Raw genomic sequence first — 22,041 nt, 5'->3', positions numbered from 1 at the left:
TTCAAACAAAAACAATTTTATGCTTAATGGCATAAAGCACTAATCCGATTCGGGTTTTTATTTCAAGTTTATCAAAAAGAGATTCTCGGTAACCGTCAATAGTCTTTGGACTTAAACACATTTCTGATGCAATTTCTTTGTAAGTCATCTCGGTGCAGGCATGTTTGATAAAAACAATCTCTTTTTCTTTTAAATTGATTTTTTTATCACTGCTATTGACTTTATTAATCAGCATTCCAGAAACTAATTCGGTGAAATAAAAACCCTTTTCGATTACACATTCAATCGCTTCTTTAAATATTTCGGGCGACGTATCTTTCAATAAATAGCCTTTTGCACCGTTTGTAATCATTTTAATAATGATTTCTTCATCATCGTTCACAGATAAAGCAATTACTTTTAGATCTGGACGATAATCTTTCAGCCATTTCATGGTACTCAAACCGTCTAAAACTGGCATATTGACATCTAGTAAGATAAGATCGATTTCTGTTGAAGAATTCTCTTCTATGTAATCAATAAAAACTTTTCCGTTTTCAAAACGTTCAATTACTTCGTAATCGCCAAAACTTTTAATTAATAATTCGAGAGATTGAGAAAATAGTAAATGATCATCAACAATCAGAATTTTATTTTTTGAGTTAGTTTTCATAGCCTTGAGTTAATGGATATTCAATAGTGACGGCGGTTCCTGTCTGATCTGAATTTATGATTAATTTGGCGCCGATTAATTTGGCTCTCAATTTCATATTATTTAGTCCGATTCCTGAATTTGATTTTTTAAGATCATATCCAATTCCGAAATCTTTTAGTTTCAATTTAAAAACCGAATCTGTTGTTTCGATATAAACATCAAATAAATCGCTTCTAGAATGTTTTAAACTGTTGTGAAGCGCTTCTTGAAAAATGCGATAAATGATTAATTCATGTTCTTCATTTATACTGGGAACCGTTCCAGTTTGATGAAAGTTGTATTTGATTTTCTTTAATTTTTTAATCCGTTCTAAATCTTGCTGAATGGCTTCTAGAAAGTTATTTTGCAGCAAATTGTCTTTGTTTATAATCCGCGAAAGAATTCTCAATTCATCCAAAGATTTGGCTAGAACAGCTTTTAGGTCTTTGAGTTCACTTATCTGAACATTTTTATTGCTAATTGAAATATTCAGTTGCATGATCGCCACAGAAATGATCTGCCCAATATTATCATGCAATTCTTTGCTAATTTCGGACAATGTTTGGTCTTTAATTTCAATTCGTGTCTTTACGAGTTCGGATTGGAAATACAAATCGGCTTCCATTTTTTCTACCAAAAATTTATTTCTCTTCTTTAAAAAATAAAAGAAAATAATCACCAGAGTGATAATTAGGGTAAAGAAAACAATACCTAAGGAAATAACTAATAATTGTATTTCTTTTCGCTCCATATAAATCCGATTATAAAACAGCAATGTGCTAGGAAATTCAAAATAAACAGTACTAAACTAAATATAGATTCGTCTTGTTTGATTAAAAACCAATTGATAGCCAGCATAAAAGGGGTGAAAGGAACATGAAAAACGAGTATTCCCAAAACATACCAGAAAAAAACTGACTTCTTAAAATTTAATATTTTGTTTGAATTGAAAATTTCTACTAAATATAAACAGGATAATATTAAAACTAATAATACTCCAATTGCAAAACTATAGGTAAAGGATCGATTGGTGTCTTCTTTAAAATATAAAATGTTTAGAAAGAAAGAAACAGCAAATAAAACCAGAAATAGAATGGCTAAAAGTCTATTGTTTATTTTAGTAAGTAAGGCTCGTAAAAGTAAAATATAGGCAGAAAAACTGGCGAACATGTAGAAATTGTAGACGTAATAATTCAGTAACCCTGTCCAATACGTAAAATAATATCCCACAATTTCAATTAGAATTGAAAACCAGATTAAAAGTACTAAAAATTTAGCTTTATTACCAGGAAGTTTTGGAAGCGAAAATAAACCAATAAGTCCTGATAAAAAAGCCAGATAAATGATGTAAGATCTTAAAAATTCAAACATAGTTTTTTTAATAGGTTAAACTTGGCGGTCTTCCAATGTTTCCATAATTCATTGGTTCAAGGCTTTGTATGTCAGAAGATAAGGCTTCTTGTGCAAAAGCGAAGCTTTGAACTTTAGCAGTGGTTTGTTCTATCTTTTTTCCAGTTGGAACTAAAAATAAAGTTGTTAATCCAGCTTTTTCTCCATGTTTTTCATCATCAGGATAAACACCAAAGTAGAAACGGATTCCATCTACATTATATCCGTCTTTTGCTCCGTTGGTTTTTATGTAATGTATGTAATTTTCTAGTTCTTCTAAGGAATACCAAATGGCATTAGCATCTTCTTTCTGTGCTTTTTTGGCACTAAGAGAAGCTTTTCTGTTGTTGTAGTTCACATTTAATTGCTTAGCAAATTCTTTACTAATTAGCTGACTTGGCTTTGCAGGAGGATTTTTCATGGTTCTATTATTTATTGATTGGTTAAATATTTAGTTACTAGTATTTTGAAAAACTGATCGAGACAAAATTATCTGAAACGTAAAGTTGTGGCAAGGGGAAATATACCCTTTTTTATTTGGGTGAAAATGATTCTAAAAAATGGGTTAAAGTGCTGTTACGTAATATTTTATAAAGATAGAATTTTACATCGTCAGTTTTAATGTAAAAAACGGGCATTCAAAAATTTAAACCTCATTAAGTAATTAACTAAAATTTTAAAATTATGTCACGACCAACAGCCCTAGGTTATCCTCATGCAGGAGCCGGAACAGTAGAAATTCTTTTAGAGAAAGAAGATGGAGCAGATTATGCAGTGCTTTTCTCGCCAGATCCTAACAATATATTATTGAGAGATGCCGGTCTGCCAATGCAGTTTTATTATTATCCAAAAGCGCCTCGTTTGGCGAAACATCCCGACGGAAGATTCAAATTTGCGATGCAGGTTTTTAAATCAGAAGGAGATTCGTCTACCGTAATTGGTGCAGAAGGATTGGAAGAAGAGGCAGGAGCTTATACTACTTTAACCAGTACAATCGATTTGCCTGAAGCTTTATTGAAGAAAGCAATTGATAAACTAAAGCAAAAGCTACATACGAATTACAACAATCAAAGACAGTCAAAACTTTTTGGATTATTTTCTTATTTGAAAGGAGTTGACAGGGATTTTAATGAAACCAATGTCAGACCAATTCAATTGACAGAAAACACCATTACGATGCACGTTGTGGGTGAAAAATCGCCAAATAATCCGTTTGGAGGTGCAAATCCGTGGACGTTTAATATTCAAGGAGAAGGCGCAGGAACCACATTCGGATTGGGAGATAATGCGCTTTCAGTACTTATGGGACGCTATAGTGCTTCTTTAGTCAAAAATGCATTAGAAGCCGGATCGAATAATTTGGTTATCGAAAATAAAATTAAGTACAAAGGCTACATGCCAACAACGACAATTAAAACAACTGTAGATGTTAAAAAAGTACATACTTATTTTTCAGCAAAAGCCAATGTTAGCTGGTCTTTTGTTGATGTAAATTGGGAAAGTGAATACGAAAAAATCTTAACTCAAGGCGGAATTGTCAGCGAAATCATCACTGATAATCAGTTTTCCAACGAAGAAAGAAAAAAATTAGAAGAAGCGCTTTTTCAAAAACAAAGAGATTTTGCTTTTCAATTGGTTCAAAAACAAATTTTTGATGCGCCAGAAAAGCAATTTACACCCGCTTCAGCTCCAGAAAAACCAGGCGGATTTTTTAGAATTCTTTTTGGAGGCGGAAGTGTGGGAGTGAGCCTAAAACACGGATCTCAAATAAGAGAAGTAAAGTTTACAGATGAAATAAAATTCTCTGCCATTGAAGTTTTAGATTCAAAAATTAGCGGTAATCTAACGCCTTTGACTTTAAAATCGGGAGCTGAAGCAAAAACAGATTTGAAAAATTACATCACTGAAATTCAATTGGATGAAGATTTTTCTAAAGTTCAAGTTATCGCTTCTTTAAACGGAGGATTAATCAAACTGGACAAAGACAGCGATATTGTCAATGATAGTCCGGTAAGTCAGGTTTCTATTGAAGTTGGATATCCGGATTCTAAAGGAAAATTAATCTGGAAAAGTTCCGGAAGAATGATTGCGCCGGAAGGAACTCCATATGTGAAAAATACGAGCAGATCGGGTAAAGAAATCGACGCCATTTTTCCTGCAACATGGAACGATAAATCAAAAGAAAAAAATGCATTTGTATTTGATTTTGTAAAAAATAATGGATCTTCTAAGATTAAAGTTCGTCAAGAAGTAATGTACGAAAAGGATAAGAGAATCAAGCTTAAAGATACTAAAAGAGAATTTGAGTTTGAGGGAACAAAAATCTTCGTTCCGCTGCCAATTCAGAACATGATTAATTACACGTTATCAACCGAAGAATTGTACGATTGCGATACACTTGAAGTGACTTTAAAGGTAGATAAAATGTCTTCTAAAAAGTTCAAATTTACCGTTGATAATTTTGAAGATGCCATTCCGTACAGAGCTTGGTATGAATTGGATTATACTATTAAACCAACAGAATACAAGGTGAAATATACTTGTAGCGGTAAAATCGGTAAAAAATCTAAAAAAGTTTCCATTTCTACAGATTACATCAAAATAGATTATCAAGAAGGAGATGTTTTGTTTGAAATCCCAACAGGAACTGATGCTCAAAACGCAGATATTGAGAAAATCAGAGCTCCATTTATGGAATAGTTTTTTTGAGTTAGTAAGCAAAAGGGGCGTCATGTCCCTTTTGTTTCTTCAAATGTTAATCACTAAACCAAAACGTTATGCCAGATTTAAATACATTTAAGCTCGAAGGAACCAAATTGGTTCCCATAAACAGGTTTAATCTTGAACCTGCCAAACCTAGCACAGCATTTTCTACCATTGCCATTAATAAAGCAAATGATTTTAAGGTTATTGAACATCCGATAATTCATTCGATTGATATAAAACCTATTTTAGTTTTTCCGATTATTGAAAGTTATTTTCCTCTCATTGAAGGTGATAAAGCAATTACAGAGAACGATTCCTTTAAGGATTATTTTAAGAATGAAATTACATTGTTATTTCCTCAAATTGAAATTGTACCCAATAACGGAACTGTTTTTTATTATGAAAATGTGCCAGATAAATCGGGAAATAAAGGCGGACTTCGGGGAAAAGTAACTTTGAAATATACTATTAAAGAAAAGCCTTTGCAAGCCAATCAGAAAAGTATTCCTCTGAATTTAAAAGAAGCAATTTTAAATCTAAAAGTAAATCTAGATTTTATAAAAGTTAACGGGATTGTCAATACAGCAACACAAGAAATTCAATTTGATTTGATTGATGAAGCGGTCAAAATTGCATTTTTAAACCTTGTTTCTAATCTAAATGACTTAAAATGTAATCTTGATCTTTTTTTCGATTTTAAAGGGTATTCTAAAATAAAAAGAAATTTTCTGTTTGCGAGAGATATTTCGATTTTAAAAAGCCAAATTGTTACTAAATCAGATTTGAGTTCGCCTAGAGCGACATTAACGCCCAAATCCACGATTATTAGCAGTCCGTTGATGGTAAGAGATGATCTGCAAACTAAAGTTGCTCCAAAGACGATTATATCAGGAATTCAATTGGATAATAGTATCAAAAGTAATGTTCAAGAGGAATACGTCAAAAGTACTTTTTTGCTAAAAATCAATAAAACCCTAAGTTTCCCTATTGGTGCTGATCCTGCAATAAGTTTGTACAAAACTATCAGTGGCGGGTTTGTAAATATTCCTTTTAACCTAAATGAAGATTTTTCTCAATTCAAGCAGATTTTTGTTGCGGGATATAATTTCAGTAAACTTTCGATTTATAAATCTATGGTTCAGCCGAATACGTTTTTGCTGATTGCTAAAGTTTACAGTTTATCCAAAGACTTAAATACTATGAAGCCTTGTATTTCAACCATTTTTCATGCGTATGAAGAAGGAACGGGAACTGCGGAAGAAATCTCAAAGATTAGTTTTCAGTTTGCTATCGGACCAAATCTTTCCGATTTTGATTTGGCGAAATTGAAAATTGCTTTGCTTCAAAACAACTTTTTAGATGGTGACACAACGGATTTCTTTGATAAAATCCAGTTTTTATTTCCCAATGATATTTCGGCAGAATATGAAGTAAGCGGTAATTATTTCCTGCAGCAATCGGATATTACGACAGACGGAAAACACTTTTTATTCAATCTTTCTACAGAAAATTTGTCCGAAGCTAGTATTATGATCAACGCTTTGAATAATACAATTTCACAATATGCCAACATCAATTTTAAACATAAAGAAATTAAAGATTCCAGTATTATAGAATTAAATATTGAGCAAACAATTGGTGAAATTTTAGGAACTGTAATTGATAATACGGCAAAGAAAATACAAATTGAAAACCAATCAATTTCAAATTGTAAGCTTAATTCTGTTTTGTTGGTTTACGATCAAAACATGACTTACAGTAATGGTGTTTTTTTTAAAACTTATCCAGAACTAATTAGTGGCAATACACAACTGTTGGATTTTTCCGCTTTGAATCCGAATGCTTCTAGCCAATTGAAAAATGTATTTTTTGATTTTGAAAATATAGAAAATATAAGTTCCGAATTTAGTCAGATTGTTTCGCAATCAACAGCTTATAATCGATATGTTCAAGTTCAAATTAAAGGTCAGACTGCTGCGACAAATAGAATTACGATTGAATTAACAGTTCAGGAAACAGGAACTAAGTTTACTGTAGAACGCTTAAAATCGGAGTTTTCGACACCTATACTGTTCAATTTTATCATTAAAAATACAATTGAGAATACTACTTTGATTTCCTATAAAGTCAATTATTTTGATAAGAATGACAATCTAACTGGTACAAAAAATGAAGTTTTTGATTTCTCAAAAGCATCAATAATCACCATAAATAAAAAATCATGAGAACTATAAAAGCAGGCGCAAAGTCTCCAGAAGTTTATTATTTAAATGAGCTTTTGGCTAAATTAAAGTACAACGTAATTGTTTCCGATTATTTTGGAACAGAAACCGACAAAGCGATCAAAGATTTTCAATCGAAGAATAATCTTGTTGTTGATGGTGTAGTTGGATTGAAAACCTGGTCTTCACTTTTAGAGAAAAATAAAAACGGATTTTCTTCTAATAGCAAATTGCTTTCAGAAAAAGATTTAATCGATTTTTCTAACCAGTTTAATTTGGAACTCGCAGTTGTAAAAGCGGTTAATGAAGTTGAAAGCAATGGAAAAGGTTTTTTAATTGACGGTCGTCCTAAAATCTTATTTGAAGGACATATTTTCTGGCGTGAATTGGAGAAAAGAGGAATCAATCCAAGACTATATATGAATTCAAATACTCAAGATATTTTATTCGAAAATTATACGAAGAAATATTACGTTGGCGGAACGGCAGAATATACACGTCTTGAAAAAGCGAGAAACCTAGGTCAGGATAAAAAAATCATTGACGCAGCAAATAGTTCTGCTTCTTGGGGATTGTTTCAAATTATGGGTTTTAATGCGCTTTCAATAGGTTACAAAAATATAGACGAATTTGTAGAAGCAATGAATCAGAGTGAGGGCGAACATTTAAAAGCTTTTGGATTATTTCTTGAGAAGAATAATCTCATCGGATTACTTAGAAATAAAAACTGGGCTTCGTTTGCTCTCAAATATAATGGTCCAGCCTACAAAACCAATAAATACGACGAGAAATTGATGAGAGCGTATCAGAAATACTCGAGATAATTAACAATTATCAATTAACCATTAATAATTAAAAAAAATGAGTTATTTAATAAATCAAATGATCAATTCTTTATCGAATAAAGTTTTGAAATTAGAAAAAGCCAAAAGCGACCGAGATTATTCTGGTGGAGGCTGGTATGAAGAAGAGAAATATCAAATTTATTTATATCCGGATTTTAGTGCCGTTTATATTAGGGAATCTTTCAGAAGTGTTTCAGGTGGCGGACTTTATCTTCCAAATCAATCGTCTACAAAAGAATACGGAAAATGGAATGTCTGCGAAGAAAACGGAAAGTTGTTTCTAGAAATGATTTTTGATGACAATTCAAGAGCCAAGCTAGAAACAGAAAATCTAGGAACTGGAATTCAAAAACTCGGCGATCATATCTGGAATCGCTATTTAATCAGCTAGAATTTTTGTTTCAAATTTCAAGTTTTTTAACCGCAAAGAGCGCAAGTTTTTTTCTGTAAGCTTTATAAAGCACAAAGTCCGCAAAGCTTTGTAAAAAAAACTTTGCGAACTTTGCGTAAATCTTCGCGTTCTTTGCGGTTAAAAAAACTTATCTCAATGTTGCTCCAAGCTCACTTTCGAAAGTCTGTTGCAATTTAGACATGATTTTGTCAATTTGAGCGTCAGTTAAAGTTTTGCTATTATCTTGAATAGTAAAACTTAATGCGTATGATTTTTTTCCTTCTGGCAATTTATCACCTTGGTAAACATCAAATAAATTAATGTCTTTCAAAAGTGATTTTTCTGTTTGTTTAGCCAAGTTGAAAATGCTTTCGTAAGTTGTTTTTTCATCAATTAATAAAGCTAAATCTCTACGAACTTCAGGATATTTAGGAATCTCCGTATATTTAATTTTTCCTGTAATGATTTTTAAAACTAAATCCCAGTTAAAATCAGCATAATAAACATCTTGTTTGATACCGAAATTCTTCAAAATAGGTTTTTTAATAACACCCATTTCAACCAAAATATCATTATTGTACGTAATAGCAGTTCCCTCAGAATAAATATCTGATTGAACTGGCGCATTCGAAATTTTTTCAATTCCTAAACGAGACAAAATTGCTTTTACATATCCTTTCAATAAAAAGAAATCTGTGTTTTTTTGAGCACTTGTCCAGCTTTCTTTATTTCTGTTTCCAGAAACTAATAAAGAAAGATGTTTGTGTTCTTCGTAACCATTCAAATACTTATGATATGTTTTTCCGAATTCAAATAATTTCAAATCCGAATTTCTTCTGTTAATGTTGTATGAAACAGCTTCAAGTCCAGAAAACAATAAAGACTGGCGTAAAGTTGCTAAATCACTGCTCAACGGATTCAACATAGAAACATTATGCTCTTCTTTTAATGAAGTCGATAATTTTGCATAAGCTGCCGTTGTCAATGAATTCGCCATCATTTCGTGGAAACCTTGAGAATTCAATTGAGAAGCAATCGTATTTTGTACTTTATAATCTTCGGTTCTTGGTGAATTGGCTACTGTAGCATTAAATTTCTTAGAGAAATTAATGTTGTTGTAACCGTAAACTCTTAGGATTTCTTCGATTACGTCAATTTCACGCTGCACGTCTACACGATAAGCAGGAATTGTTAAGCCTAAACCAGAATCAGAAACGCTGTTTACTTTAATATCTAAAGAAACTAAAATCTTTTTGATGGTGTCTTTTGAAATTTCCTGTCCAATAATTTTAGATACATGACTGAAATTCAATAAAACAGAAAAATCTTCCACTTTTTTAGGATAAACCTCTACAACATCAGAAGTAATTTTTCCACCTGCAACTTCTTGAATTAAAAGTGCGGCACGTTTTAAAGCATATTCTGTAATCGTTGGGTCAATTCCTCTTTCAAATCTAAAAGAAGCATCTGTACTTAATTGATGTCTTTTTGCTGTTTTACGAATGCTAACCGGATCAAAATAAGCACTTTCTAAGAAAATAGTTGTTGTGCCTTCAGAAACTCCAGATTTTTTTCCGCCAAAAACACCCGCAATACAAAGCGGACCTTTTTCGTCGCAAATCATCAAATCTTCTTTATGAAGCGTTCTTTCTACATCATCAAGTGTAACGAACTTCGTTCCTTCTTCAGCTGTTTTAACGATAATTTTTCCGTTGATTTTAGCTGCATCGAAAGCATGCAAAGGCTGTCCTAATTCATGTAACACATAATTAGTAACGTCAACAATATTGTTTTTTGGAGTTAATCCAATAGCTTTTAAACGGTCTTTTAACCAATTTGGAGATTCGTGAACAGAAATTCCAGAAATCGTTACACCGCAATATCTTGGTGCTAAATGATTATCTTCAACATTTACGTCAATTTTAAGTGTACGCATATCCACTCTAAAATTGCTTACCGAAGGCGTAATCAATTCTATGTTTACACCGCGTTGCAACATTCCAGCTCTTAAATCACGAGCAGTTCCATAATGGCTCATTGCATCGGCACGGTTTGGTGTCAATCCGATTTCGAAAACTTCATCATTCGCTATTTGAAAAACTTCAGAAGCTGGAGTTCCAGGCACTAAATCTTCAGCCAAAACCATAATTCCCTCATGGCTTGTTCCTAAACCTAATTCATCTTCAGCACAGATCATTCCGTGACTTTCTTGTCCGCGGATTTTTCCTTTTTTAATGGTGAATTCTGCACCTTCTTTATCGTATAAAATTGTTCCGATTGTAGCAACTGGTACTTTTTGTCCCGCAGCTACGTTTGCAGCACCGCATACAATTTGTACAGGAGCTTCTAAACCAATATTAACTGTAGTAACTTTCAATCTATCAGCGTCAGGATGTTTTTCGCAAGTAAGAACGTGTCCAACAACAACTCCTTCTAAGCCACCTTTTACTGATTGGTATTTTTCAACAACTTCAACTTCCAGACCTAAATCTGTAAGTAATTCTGAAGTTTGTTCAGATGTCCAATCTGTTTTAATAAATTGTTTTAACCAATTGTAAGATATTTTCATTGTAACGATTTAATTCTTGAATAAGGTTACAAATATAAGGATTGCGCGTTGGAGTAAGAAAAAATTATTGGCTTTTTTCTAGCTGATTTTTATTGGAAAGAAAATACTATATATTAATCTTTTGATAATTTATCTATTAAAATTTTATTAATTAAATATTATAATTAACTAAAAAAATCGAATGTGTAATTTTTGTGCTACAAGATGAACGAAAAGTGCTATTCTGTTTCTTTTTATGAACCTAAATTTGGTTTAAATCAAAAAAGGAATATTATGAGTACCACAGCAAAAAGACCTGAATTTAAGGCACAATACGATAATTATATTGGTGGAAAATTTGTAGCACCAATTACAGGAGAATACTTTGATGTAGTTTCTCCAATTGATGGAAAAGTATTTACAAAAGCAGCACATTCTGGAAAAGCAGATTTAGAATTAGCAGTAGACACGGCTTATGAAGCATTTAAAACGTGGGGAAAAACTTCTGTAACCGAAAGAAGTATTTTACTAAATAAGATTGCACAAAAAATTGAAGACAATTTAGAATATATAGCAACAGTTGAAACCATTGATAACGGAAAACCAATCCGTGAAACATTGGCCGCTGATATTCCATTAGCAATCGATCATTTTAGATATTTTGCTGGTGTAATACGTGCCGAAGAAAGTTCAATCGCTGAATTAGATTCGCAAACCGTTTCCATAGCATTAAGTGAACCTCTTGGTGTTGTAGCACAGATTATTCCGTGGAATTTTCCAATCTTAATGGCAGTTTGGAAAATTGCGCCAGCACTTGCGGCAGGAAACACAATCGTTTTAAAACCTGCAGAAAGCACGCCAATTTCTATTATGGTTTTAATGGAATTAATTGGAGATATTCTTCCTCCAGGAGTTCTAAACATCGTTAATGGTTTTGGAGCAGAATTAGGACGTCCGTTGGTTACCAATAAAAAAGTAGCGAAAGCAGCGTTTACAGGTTCAACTACTACAGGACGTTTGGTAATGCAATATGCAACCGAAAATATTATTCCGGTAACATTAGAATTAGGCGGAAAATCACCAAATATTTTCTTCCCTTCTGTAGCAGATCACGACGATGATTTCTTTGATAAAGCCGTTGAAGGTGCAGTTTTATTTGCTTTAAATCAAGGTGAAATATGTACTTGTCCTTCAAGATTATTAATTCACGAAGATATTTACGATAAGTTCATTAAAAAAGTAATTGAGAGAACAGAAGCAATCATTGCAGGAAATCCGTTGGATAAATCGACTATGATTGGTGCGCAGACTTCGATTGTTCAGAAAGAGAAAATCATGTCCTATATTAAATTAGGAAAAGAAGAAGGAGCAGAGGTTTTAACTGGAGGAGATGAAAACAAATTAGGCGGAGAATTAGAGGGCGGTTATTATATTAAACCAACGCTGTTTAAAGGTCATAACAAAATGAGAATCTTTCAAGAAGAGATTTTCGGACCTGTTTTAGCGGTTACTACTTTTAAAACTACTGAAGAAGCAATCGAAATTGCAAACGATACGATGTATGGTTTAGGTGCAGGCGTTTGGACAAGAGACGCGCATGAAATTTATCAGGTTCCGAGAGCAATTCAATCGGGTCGTGTTTGGATTAATCAATACCATTCTTATCCGGCAGGAGCACCTTTTGGAGGTTACAAACAATCTGGAATTGGTCGTGAAAACCACAAAATGATGTTAAGCCAATATCGTCAAACTAAAAACATGCTGATTTCTTATGACAAAAAGAAATTAGGATTTTTCTAAAAGCTAACTATCAAAATCCTGGAGTATTCTTAGGAAAAAGTTAGCGGAATGTATGGGGCTTTAAATGAAAATTTAATGACATTAAGTAAGCTCACTCCAGGCAATTTTGATTTGAAAATATTCGAAAGAATCGAATTACTGTTTGATTGAAAGTAAAACATAAATAGTTGGTTATGTCAAAGCAGTAAATTTCTTCATAGAGTTTACTGCTTTTTAAATTTTAATGAAAAAAAGATGATTAGACGAATAGATGCCACAGAAAAAGCTATAGAATTAATAAAGGTTCTAAAAGAAAAACACGGTGATTTGATGTTTTATCAAGCAGGCGGTTGTTGTGAAGGCACACAGCCTCAGTGTTTCGAAAAAGGAGGTTATTACCAAAGGATGGGAGACGTTTGCATTGGCATAGTTGAAGATACCGAATTTTGGGTTGACAAAGATTTATTTGAATATTGGAAACACGCGCATTTTACTTTAACTGTAATTGATGCCTTTGGAGTTGGAGGTTTTTCCTTAGAAACACCATTAAAAAAAACATTTCAAATAGAGTATAGAATTTTCACTCCAGAAGAAGAGAAAGATTTAGAACCTGTTTTGAGGATTGAATAAAGAGTATTCAGTCACAGTCACAGTTTTCATCTAAAAAAAACTTAGAATCTCAGTATCTTAGAACCTTAGTATCTTTAATTGATATAAAGCAACTGATACTGTTTCGGTGTGATTCCTTCGTATTTTTTAAATAATCTGATGAAGTAATTGGCATCCTCAAAACCAGCTAAATAACAAACTTCATTAATTTGCAGAGTTGGATTTTTCAATAGATTTTTAGCACATTTTATTTTTTCATTCAAAATATATTCAATCGGACTCATACCAAGTTCGCGTTTGAAGAAACGATAGAAAGAAGTAGTGCTCATACAAGCTTTTTCGCTCAGCGATTTCAAGCTCATATTTTCTTTTAAATTCTGTTTAATATATTCTGTAACTTCTTTGATTGGATTATTACTTTCAATAAATTTTCCTTCGTCTAAAGATTTTACGGTTTGTGTCTGAATAATTCGGATTAATAATTCTTTTAAAGTCAAATCTGCTAAAATATCTTTGGTAATCGACGTACTCATGCATTCTTTAATGAGTTTATTGATGGTTGTCGCCATTTCAACATTATTATAAAAGAAATAATTCTGATAGTTTAACTGCCAGAACATATTATTTCCTTCTTTAGGATATTGTTCGTTAAGGAAGTTTAAGATTTCAGTAATTTTTGCGTGATCAATCGCTAAGGCAAGACATTGTGTCGGGTTGTTTTTAGATGCTTCAGGAAAATCTATTTTCATTTCTACATTCGAAGGAACAATCACCGTTTGGCCTGGAAGATATTCAAATTCTGGATCATCAAAAAGATGCATGACTTTTTTGCCGCGAAGCATACTCGTCACAACCAAATCATTAAATTTTAACGGAACCATTTTAGTCGATTCGTAAGTTTCAAACAAATTTAATTCGCAATGACTAAGATTGTAAATAGTTCTATTTTCAACAAGAGTCTTTAACGATTTTTCTTGTGATAGTTGAAGGGGATTGACTAAAAATCGCTGGTTATTCATTGAAATTTAAGTTTTTGGTGAAGACATTAAATTTAATGAAAATAAGAATGTAAATGGCAGATTTAACGTTTTATTAAATCAATTCTTCTACGTGTTTCTTGATATTTTCGGAAATCTTTTTCGTTGGAAGATCATTTTCATCATCACCAAACGGATCTTCAATTTCTTCGGCAATTAACTCCAAACTCGCCAAAACATAAAATATAAAAACAACTACAGGAGCAACAAAATAACCTAAACTTACCGAATACCCAAAAGGAAGTGTCATGGTGTAAAAAAAGATAAACTTTTTGATAAAAGCGCTGTAAGAGTAGGGAATAGGTGTATTTTTGATTCTTTCGCATGCCCCGCAAATATCTGTAAAAGCAACTAATTCATTATTTAAAGTAATCAATTGATCTCCAGAAATTTTTTGAGCATCATACAAATCATTAATCTTATGATACATGATTCTTTTCAACTGATTTGGTTTGTGTTTGTGATTGTCCAATTCTAAATCAACATCTTCAAACAACATTTTGCTGGTTTCTTCATCTTTTAAATGTTTGTGCAAAATGTCAGCATACATTGGAATGTATTTTCTAAAAAACTTTCTATCATTTTCTTCTTTTAGAATAGCGGAAAGTTTTATAGCAAAATTACGGCTGTTATTTACAAGTCCGCCCCAAAGTTTTCGGCCTTCCCACCAGCGATCATAAGCGGTATTGGTTCTAAAAACAAGTAAAAGGGATATAACAAAACCAAGCATTCCGTGCATGATCGGAATATTGTGGATATAATCGTTTTTTGTAACCTTAAAATATTCAACTTCAAGATATCCGACAACAGCAGAATAAATTCCGATGGCGATCATAATTGGAAACAGTTTGCGAACGGTATCTGATTTATGAAAATGAAAAATAAAAGTAAACCAATCCTTGGTGTTGTACGAAATCATTTAAGTTTGTTTTGAAACAAATTTAAATTAAAAATTGACCTAATTTAGCTTGGAGTAAAAAAAAAAATCTGCTAAATCTATGAGTTAAATTTTTGCTCGCAGATTTAGCAGATTAGCAGATAAAAATCAGTTTAAACCACTGTTTTTTTTATTCATAGATTCTTCAATTCTAATCTAATTAGTTAGAAAATTAAAAAGTAATATTTCCAGCTAATTCTTTTAAGGCAATTTCAGATAATTTTGCTTCGTATTGTGCGTTGCTGTAACGTACTTTTGCATTGACGTAATTCAACTGAGCCGTTCTAAAATCTAGAGTAGTAATAGTTCCTATTTTGAATTTATCAAGCGTAATATCTAAATTTTGTTTAGCTATTGCTTCATTGTCTTCTTCCAAATCAATTAATTCTAAATTGGTTAAATACGTTTGAAAAGCCGTGCTTAATTGTGTATTCAAAATCATATTTTGCTGTTCTATCGCAATTTGTGTGTTTTCAATCTGCATTTTAGCCACTTTTTCATTACGATGCTGATTGAAACCATCAAAAATATTCATTGAAGCATTGAATCCGTAATTTAAACCTCGTGATGAATTTTCGCTGGTAAAACCTAAACTTGACTCGCTTTCAGAAAAGTTATAACCGGTAGTTAATCTTAGAGTAGGGTAGCGGTCAGCTTTTATTTGTTTTAATTGTAATTCAGCAATACGCTTGTTGATAATTTGCGATTCTAGTGCAGGATTTTGTTTTTGCGCTAAATCCATTAAATCAACTAAAACTAATTTATTATCAACTGTAACAGTATCAACAACTTTAAAATCAATTTTTGGATCACGAGCTAAATATTGATTCAATAAAATTTTAGCATTTGCATAAGATTCTTTTTGTCTTAGCATGGCTACCTGATCAGTATTTAAATCGACTTGAGCATTTAGTACTTCTAATTTCGAAGCTTTACCAATGCTGAATCTATTCTGAGCCAAGGTTAATCTTTGCTTTGAAATTACAATTGTGGTGTCTAAAGCTGCTAATTGATATTGTTGCTGCACTAAGTCATAATAAGCAGAATTTACTTGTCCTATTTTAACTAAAATAGTTCTTTTAAGTTCGGCATCGCCTAATTTTTGAAGCTCTTTTAATTGATCATATCTTGCAAACATTTTCATGCCATCAAAAACCGTCCATCCTAAACTTACTCCATAATTTAAACTGTTGTTTTTGGCATTATTTAATGTAGTTGACGTACCATCCTGACGAACTTGAGTTGAATTCGTTAGGTTGTTGTTATCTACAACAGAAGCCGTTGCAGTTGGAAGCATTCCTGCATTTCCAATGGTTACGTTAGTTTCGTTTATTTTGGAATTATTTTTAGCGATTTTAATCTCAAAATTATTCTCCAAAGCTATACTCATAGCCTGTTCAATAGTTAGAACTTCCTGTGCATTTGCTTGTATTATGCAAACAAACAGAATAGTCAAAGTCCAGTATATATTTTTAATATTCATGTTTACTTTCTTTTACCAGATAATCACGAAGTTTTTATTTGTAAAATTCGTGATTATTTTGGTTTCTATTTTATACTTTCTTTTTCGTATTCGTCAATATGGTCAAATTCTGGATAATGCTTTCTGGCTTTAGACCACATTAAATATATTGCAGGAATTACGAAAAGCGTTAAAGCTAACGAAAAGATTGTTCCCCCTACAATTACAACTCCCATACCAATTCTGCTGGTTGACGCAGCACCCAAAGACATTGCAATTGGAAGTGCTCCTAATGCAATAGCTAAACTCGTCATTAAAATTGGACGTAAACGTGCTTCTGAAGCCTCTAAAATAGCTTCTAATTTCGGTTTTCCTTGTTCTCTTAACTGATTGGCAAATTCTACAATTAAAATACCATTTTTGGTTACCAGACCAATTAACATTACTGTACCAATCTGGCTAAAAATATTCCAAGTTTGATTGAATAACCACAATGAAAATAGCGCACCCGCAACTGCCATTGGAACCGTTAAAATGATAATAAACGGATCAATAAAACTTTCGAATTGCGCTGCTAAGATTAAGAAAATCAATAGTAAAGCTAATCCGAAGGCGAAAGAAGTATTAGAACTACTTTCTACGAAATCTCGAGATTCTCCAGCTAAATCGGTGGTAAAAGTTTCATCTAATACCTTCGCTTTAATTCTGTCCATTTCTTGAATTCCGTCGCCCATACTTTTTCCTGGTGCTAAACCAGCGGCAACTGTAGCCGACATATAACGATTGTTGTGATACAATTGTGGGGGATTACTCTGTTCGTAAACTTTTACAACGTTATCCATTTGAATCAATTCGCCATTTTTGTTTTTAACGAACATCGATGTTAAATCCAATGGTTTTGATCTGTCTTTTTGATCGAATTGGCCAATTACCTGATATTGTTTTCCATTTTTGATGAAATATCCGAAACGTTGTCCGCTTAAAGAAAGCTGTAAAGTTTGTGCAATATCTAAAATCGAAATTCCTAAACTTTCTGCTTTTGCACGATCAATGGTTACGTTGACCTCTGGTTTGTTAAATTTCAAGTTAACATCGGTAGTAGAAAAAACATCGCTCTTTCCAACTTCTGCCATAAACAACGGAATCTTTTCTCTTAATTTATCAAAATTTGGAGCCTGAATAATGTACTGAATTGGCAAACCTCCACGTCTGTTTACTGCAATTGTAGGCTGCTGAATTACAGAAATTTTAGCATCAGGATATTTTTTTGTCCATTTGTTTAATTTATCGGCAATATCTTTTTGAGATCTGTCTCTTTCTTCAGGTTCTGTGAGTGAAAGCCTTACGAAACCTGAGTTAGTTGCAGAACCTCCGGAACCTCCGGCGGTAATAACTAAGCTTACTTTTTTTTCTGGAATAGAATCATCAACCAATTGTGATATTTCCTGCATAAAGCGGTACGTATAATCGTAGGAAGAACCTTCTGGGGTAGTCATACGCATTGTTACAGAGCTTCTGTCGTCATAAGGAGCAGTTTCTTTCGGAAGGATCGTAAAAAATAAATAAATGATTCCAAAACAAGCAATTAGAATAGGGAAGCTTATCCATTTTTTTGCCATAAATTTTGACAAAGCTTCAGCATAACTGCTATTCATTTTTTCAAAGAAAGGTTCAGTTTTAATGTAGAATTTCGATTTTTTTTGTTCTCCGCCTTTCATCAAATAAGCATTCAACATAGGTGTTAATGTCAATGAAACAAAGGCAGAAATTAATACCGCAGCTCCAATGACGACTCCAAATTCTCTAAATAATCGTCCGACAAATCCTTCTAAGAAAATCACAGGTAAAAATACCGCTGCAAGAGTAACTGAAATCGAAATTACGGCATAAAAAATTTCGTTAGAACCTTTAATAGCTGCTTCAATAGGCGACATTCCTTCTTCTACTTTTTTGAAAATATTTTCAGTCACCACGATTCCGTCATCTACCACAAGACCTGTTGCGAGAACAATAGCTAAAAGTGTCAATACATTAATTGAAAAACCGAAAAGCCACATAATAAAAAATGTTGCAATTAATGATACAGGAATATCAATTAAAGGTCTGAAAGCAATTGCCCAGTCTCTAAAAAACAAATAAATAATAATAATAACCAATATGATTGAAATTCCTAAAGTCTCGGCAACTTCTAAAACAGATTTTTTAACAAATCGAGTATTATCAAGGGCAATGTTAAGTTTGATATCTTTTGGTAAATCTTTTTTTAAAGCTTCGAATTTTTTGTAAAATTCTGTTGAAATATCCAAATAATTAGCTCCGGGCATTGGCACAATTGCCATACCAATCATTGGAAGTCCAGAAGACATTAAAGAAGTCTCTATGTTTTCTGGCCCTAATTCGGCACCTCCAATATCACTTAAGCGAACAATTTTATCACCATCTGTACGAATGATAATATTGTTGAATTCTTCCGGTTTAGAGAGATTTCCAACTGTTTTTACCGTTAATTCGGTATTGTTTCCCGTTAATTTTCCTGAAGGTAATTCGACGTTTTGAGCATTTAATGCCGTACGAACTTCTGCAACTGTACAGCCGTAGGCTGCTAATTTTGCAGGATCGATCCATAAGCGCATAGCGTAACGTTTTTGTCCCCAAATTTGTACAGCACTTACGCCCGGAATTGTCTCTAATCGTTGTGAAATGACATTTTCAGCATAGTCACTCAATTCTAAAGAACTTCGTGTGTCACTTTGTACAGTCATAGAAATAATAGATTCGCTATCTGCATCTGCTTTAGAGACTACAGGCGGAGCATCTATATCTTGCGGTAAACTTCTGATGGCTTGCGAAACTTTGTCACGAACATCGTTTGCAGCTTCTTCTAAATCTTTATCAAGATTAAATTCTATTGTAATGTTACTGCTTCCTTGATTACTTGAAGAAGTAATATTTCGGATTCCGTCAATTGCATTTACTGCTTTTTCTAAAGGTTCCGTAATTTGGGATTCTATAATGTCAGAATTGGCACCCGTGTAATTGGTACGAATAGAAACCTGTGCAGGGTCAATCGAAGGAAATTCTCGAACACCCAAAAAAGTATAACCAATAAAACCGAAAAGTATAATTAACAGATTCAGTACAATGGTTAAAACAGGTCTTTTTATACTAGTAGTAGATAAACTCATGTGTGATTTTAGATTTTAGATTGTTGATTTTAGATATCAGATTTATCGCTAAATCTTACTTCTATCATTAAATCTATATTCAAGTCTTATAACTATTTTACTTTTACTTTAATTGGCGCTTCATTTTTCAAAGACATTACACCGCTTGTAATTAAAGTGTCTCCTGCTTTTAAACCTGCTAAAATCAAAATAGAAGAATCGGTTCTGGTTGTTGCATCTACCATTACTTCTTTTGCTTTTCCGTGATCTGCTACAAAAACTTTTTTACCGTCCTGAACTGGAACGATAGCTTGAGAAGGTACAACGATAGCGTCTTTAATAATATTTAAAGGTAATTTAATATCTGCGAAAGTTCCTGGGAAAAGTTTTCCGTCTGTATTGTCAGCGATAGCGCGAATTTGCAGTGTACGAGTAGCAACAGCAACTTCTGGTTCTATGGCATAAATTTTTGCATTATAAGTTTTATCAGATCCAGAAACGTTAAAATCAATTGTAGATCCTGATTTTACTTGCGATGCATATTTTTCAGGAATAGAAAACGTAATTTTTAATTTACCTGTATTTACCAATTTTGCTACTAAAACCGTTGGTGTAATATAAGTTCCAGGTGAAATAGAACGCAAACCGATTTTTCCTGAAAAAGGAGCTCTAACAGATGTTTTAAAAATTTGAGCTTTAATCAATTGACTTTGAGCCTGAGCCGAAGCATGGTCAGCTCTTGCAATATCAGCTTCTTCTTGGCTAATTGCTTCTTTTTGAAGAAGTAATTTTGCTCTTCTTTCATTTTCAGCAGCCAGACCTTCTTTGGTTACAGCCTGTCTCAATTGGGCTTTTAGTTCAATATCATTTACTTTGAAAAGCACTTGTCCTTTGTTTACAAATGAACCTTCATTAAAAAATATTCCTTCTACAATTCCAGAAACCTCACTATGAATTTCTATTTGTTCGTTAGCTTCAATAGATCCCGTAAGTGACAAATTATTGTCGAAAGTGGCTGTTTTTATTACGATTCCATTAACAGTTGTTGGAGAATTTTTATCATTAAATTTTTTAGAGTCGTCGTTTTTACTCTTATTTGATATAATTCTGTAACTGATAAAGCCGCCAATTGCAATAATTAAAAGGGTGTAAATGAGGTGTTTTACTTTCATAAAATTGAGGTGAATATAAATTTTAGGTTTGTGTTTTTAGTAAGCTTACAAATTTAACTTTTTGTTGTGAAATCGAAAGCTGTTAGCTTTAATTTAACATTTGTATGTACAAAGGTTTGCTTTTAGACTCAAAAGATGGTCAAAGGTTTAATTAATGTTTAATTTTTTTGAAAAAAATGAGTGTTTGTAAGATTATAGTTTGTTTGTAATATTAGAATTGAAGTGATGTATTGTTTGAGTCTCTTCTATTCTGAAAATAAATTTTATGTATTTTGTCTGATTTTTTTTGCACTTTGTCGATTTTATTTGTAACATTGGTATATTAAACAAAATTATTGGTTAGTACAGAAATACTGGTATTTTGATTAGTTTTTTATGTTAAAATGTAAGAATGAAAGTTGTTTTTTAGGATTTTTAATGTATTTGTTAGTTAATTATGTTAACAAATGTTTACCTTTTGGTGTTTTAAATAATTTAAAAAAGATTTATGAAGAAAACATTACTTTTGAGTTTATGGTTTACATTATTAGTTCTTGCAATTGGATATTTGTTTTGGCAGAATGAATTCAAATACAGCCTTCCAACACCAGTTCCAAAAAATTATCATGCAATAGCAATGGGGTCTAAAGTGGAATTAGGACCGTGTTGTGCCTTTGATAATAAACCTGTTTTTATACACTTCTTCAATCCATATTGTCCTTGTTCCCGTTTTAATGTTCCTCATGTCAGTGATTTGATTAAAAAGTATGGCGATCAGATTAATTTTAAAATTGTGGTTTTAAATAAGCAAAAGAATTTTACAATTGCTGAAATTCAGGAAAAGTTTGATGCCGAAATTCCTGTTTATTTTGATGAAGCTATTGCGAAAAAATGTGGTGTTTTCTCGACGCCTCAAGCGGTTTTACTTGATCCTTCGCACAACTTGTATTATCGTGGCAACTACAATAAAACTAGATATTGTACAGATGCTAAAAGTAATTATGCCCAAATGGCAATTGATTCTTTGTTGAGAAAAAAGACTGGTCCCACTTTTAATGCTTTGGCTCTTAAAGCCTACGGATGTTCGTTACCAAAATGCACTAAATAAAACTATCCAAAAAACAAAAA

17 protein-coding genes are annotated in these 22,041 nt (G+C 32.5%); 7 read left to right on the top strand and 10 right to left on the bottom strand.

Going from position 1 to position 22,041, the window contains the following annotated elements; all coding sequences use genetic code 11:
- Position 1: 1 nt before the first annotated feature.
- The 4 genes from LL966_RS18245 to LL966_RS18230 are packed head-to-tail and all read right to left on the bottom strand — an operon-like array spanning position 2 to position 2,483.
- Positions 2-652 (bottom strand): response regulator transcription factor, encoded by a 651-nt coding sequence (locus LL966_RS18245; protein WP_229355214.1) that lies wholly within the window; start codon positions 650-652, stop codon positions 2-4.
- Positions 642-1,424 (bottom strand): sensor histidine kinase, encoded by a 783-nt coding sequence (locus tag LL966_RS18240; RefSeq protein WP_229355212.1) that lies wholly within the window; start codon positions 1,422-1,424, stop codon positions 642-644. Before LL966_RS18240 ends, LL966_RS18245 begins: the two co-directional genes overlap by 11 nt.
- Positions 1,397-2,044, bottom strand: coding sequence for a hypothetical protein (locus LL966_RS18235; protein WP_229355211.1), 648 nt, complete (start codon positions 2,042-2,044; stop codon positions 1,397-1,399). Before LL966_RS18235 ends, LL966_RS18240 begins: the two co-directional genes overlap by 28 nt.
- 7 nt (positions 2,045-2,051) lie before the next feature.
- Positions 2,052-2,483 carry a hypothetical protein gene (locus LL966_RS18230; protein WP_229355210.1) on the bottom strand — a complete coding sequence of 144 codons (432 nt, stop codon included), beginning with the start codon at positions 2,481-2,483 and terminating at the stop codon, positions 2,052-2,054.
- Between the two features lie 263 nt (positions 2,484-2,746).
- Between LL966_RS18230 and LL966_RS18225 the strand changes: the two genes are divergently transcribed.
- The 4 genes from LL966_RS18225 to LL966_RS18210 all read left to right on the top strand — a co-directional run bounded on the left by LL966_RS18225 (position 2,747) and on the right by LL966_RS18210 (position 8,226).
- On the top strand, positions 2,747-4,762 hold the full coding sequence (locus LL966_RS18225; protein ID WP_229355209.1) for a hypothetical protein: 2,016 nt from the start codon (positions 2,747-2,749) through the stop codon (positions 4,760-4,762).
- A 77-nt stretch (positions 4,763-4,839) separates the two neighbouring features.
- Positions 4,840-6,993, top strand: coding sequence for a hypothetical protein (locus LL966_RS18220; protein ID WP_229355208.1), 2,154 nt, complete (start codon positions 4,840-4,842; stop codon positions 6,991-6,993).
- Positions 6,990-7,814, top strand: coding sequence for an N-acetylmuramidase domain-containing protein (locus LL966_RS18215; RefSeq protein WP_229355207.1), 825 nt, complete (start codon positions 6,990-6,992; stop codon positions 7,812-7,814). Before LL966_RS18220 ends, LL966_RS18215 begins: the two co-directional genes overlap by 4 nt.
- 37 nt (positions 7,815-7,851) lie before the next feature.
- A complete protein-coding gene (locus tag LL966_RS18210) occupies positions 7,852-8,226 on the top strand; it encodes a hypothetical protein (RefSeq protein ID WP_229355206.1) in 375 nt (124 codons plus the stop codon).
- Between the two features lie 148 nt (positions 8,227-8,374).
- Here LL966_RS18210 and pheT read toward each other — a convergent pair whose 3' ends face one another.
- Positions 8,375-10,795 (bottom strand): phenylalanine--tRNA ligase subunit beta, encoded by a 2,421-nt coding sequence (pheT, locus tag LL966_RS18205; RefSeq protein ID WP_229355205.1) that lies wholly within the window; start codon positions 10,793-10,795, stop codon positions 8,375-8,377.
- A gap of 273 nt (positions 10,796-11,068) precedes the next feature.
- On the opposite strand from pheT, the gene LL966_RS18200 reads away from it, so the two are divergent.
- The gene (locus LL966_RS18200; RefSeq protein ID WP_229355203.1) at positions 11,069-12,574 is read left to right on the top strand and encodes an aldehyde dehydrogenase family protein; all 1,506 of its coding nucleotides are present in this window, start codon (positions 11,069-11,071) and stop codon (positions 12,572-12,574) included.
- Between the two features lie 234 nt (positions 12,575-12,808).
- A complete protein-coding gene (locus LL966_RS18195; RefSeq protein WP_229355201.1) occupies positions 12,809-13,183 on the top strand; it encodes a DUF779 domain-containing protein in 375 nt (124 codons plus the stop codon).
- Positions 13,184-13,257: 74 nt separating this feature from the next.
- Here LL966_RS18195 and LL966_RS18190 read toward each other — a convergent pair whose 3' ends face one another.
- From LL966_RS18190 to LL966_RS18170, 5 genes are all read right to left on the bottom strand, one after another.
- Complete coding sequence (locus LL966_RS18190) at positions 13,258-14,181, bottom strand: AraC family transcriptional regulator (protein ID WP_229355199.1); 924 nt, start codon at positions 14,179-14,181, stop codon at positions 13,258-13,260.
- A gap of 73 nt (positions 14,182-14,254) precedes the next feature.
- Positions 14,255-15,118: a bestrophin family protein gene (locus LL966_RS18185; protein ID WP_229355197.1), complete on the bottom strand. Its 864-nt coding sequence runs from the start codon at positions 15,116-15,118 to the stop codon at positions 14,255-14,257.
- 190 nt (positions 15,119-15,308) lie between these two features.
- Positions 15,309-16,619 carry a TolC family protein gene (locus tag LL966_RS18180; protein WP_229355195.1) on the bottom strand — a complete coding sequence of 437 codons (1,311 nt, stop codon included), beginning with the start codon at positions 16,617-16,619 and terminating at the stop codon, positions 15,309-15,311.
- Positions 16,620-16,684: 65 nt separating this feature from the next.
- The gene (locus LL966_RS18175; RefSeq protein WP_229355193.1) at positions 16,685-19,783 is read right to left on the bottom strand and encodes an efflux RND transporter permease subunit; all 3,099 of its coding nucleotides are present in this window, start codon (positions 19,781-19,783) and stop codon (positions 16,685-16,687) included.
- Between the two features lie 92 nt (positions 19,784-19,875).
- Positions 19,876-20,934 (bottom strand): efflux RND transporter periplasmic adaptor subunit, encoded by a 1,059-nt coding sequence (locus LL966_RS18170; RefSeq protein ID WP_229355191.1) that lies wholly within the window; start codon positions 20,932-20,934, stop codon positions 19,876-19,878.
- Between the two features lie 487 nt (positions 20,935-21,421).
- Between LL966_RS18170 and LL966_RS18165 the strand changes: the two genes are divergently transcribed.
- Positions 21,422-22,021, top strand: a complete 600-nt coding sequence (locus LL966_RS18165) for a peroxiredoxin family protein (protein WP_229355189.1) — start codon at positions 21,422-21,424, stop codon at positions 22,019-22,021.
- Positions 22,022-22,041 lie beyond the last annotated feature (20 nt).

This window comes from Flavobacterium chungbukense, assembly GCF_020805785.1.
Classification (GTDB): Bacteria; Bacteroidota; Bacteroidia; order Flavobacteriales; family Flavobacteriaceae; genus Flavobacterium; species Flavobacterium chungbukense.
This window is presented reverse-complemented; position numbering and strand designations above follow the sequence as displayed.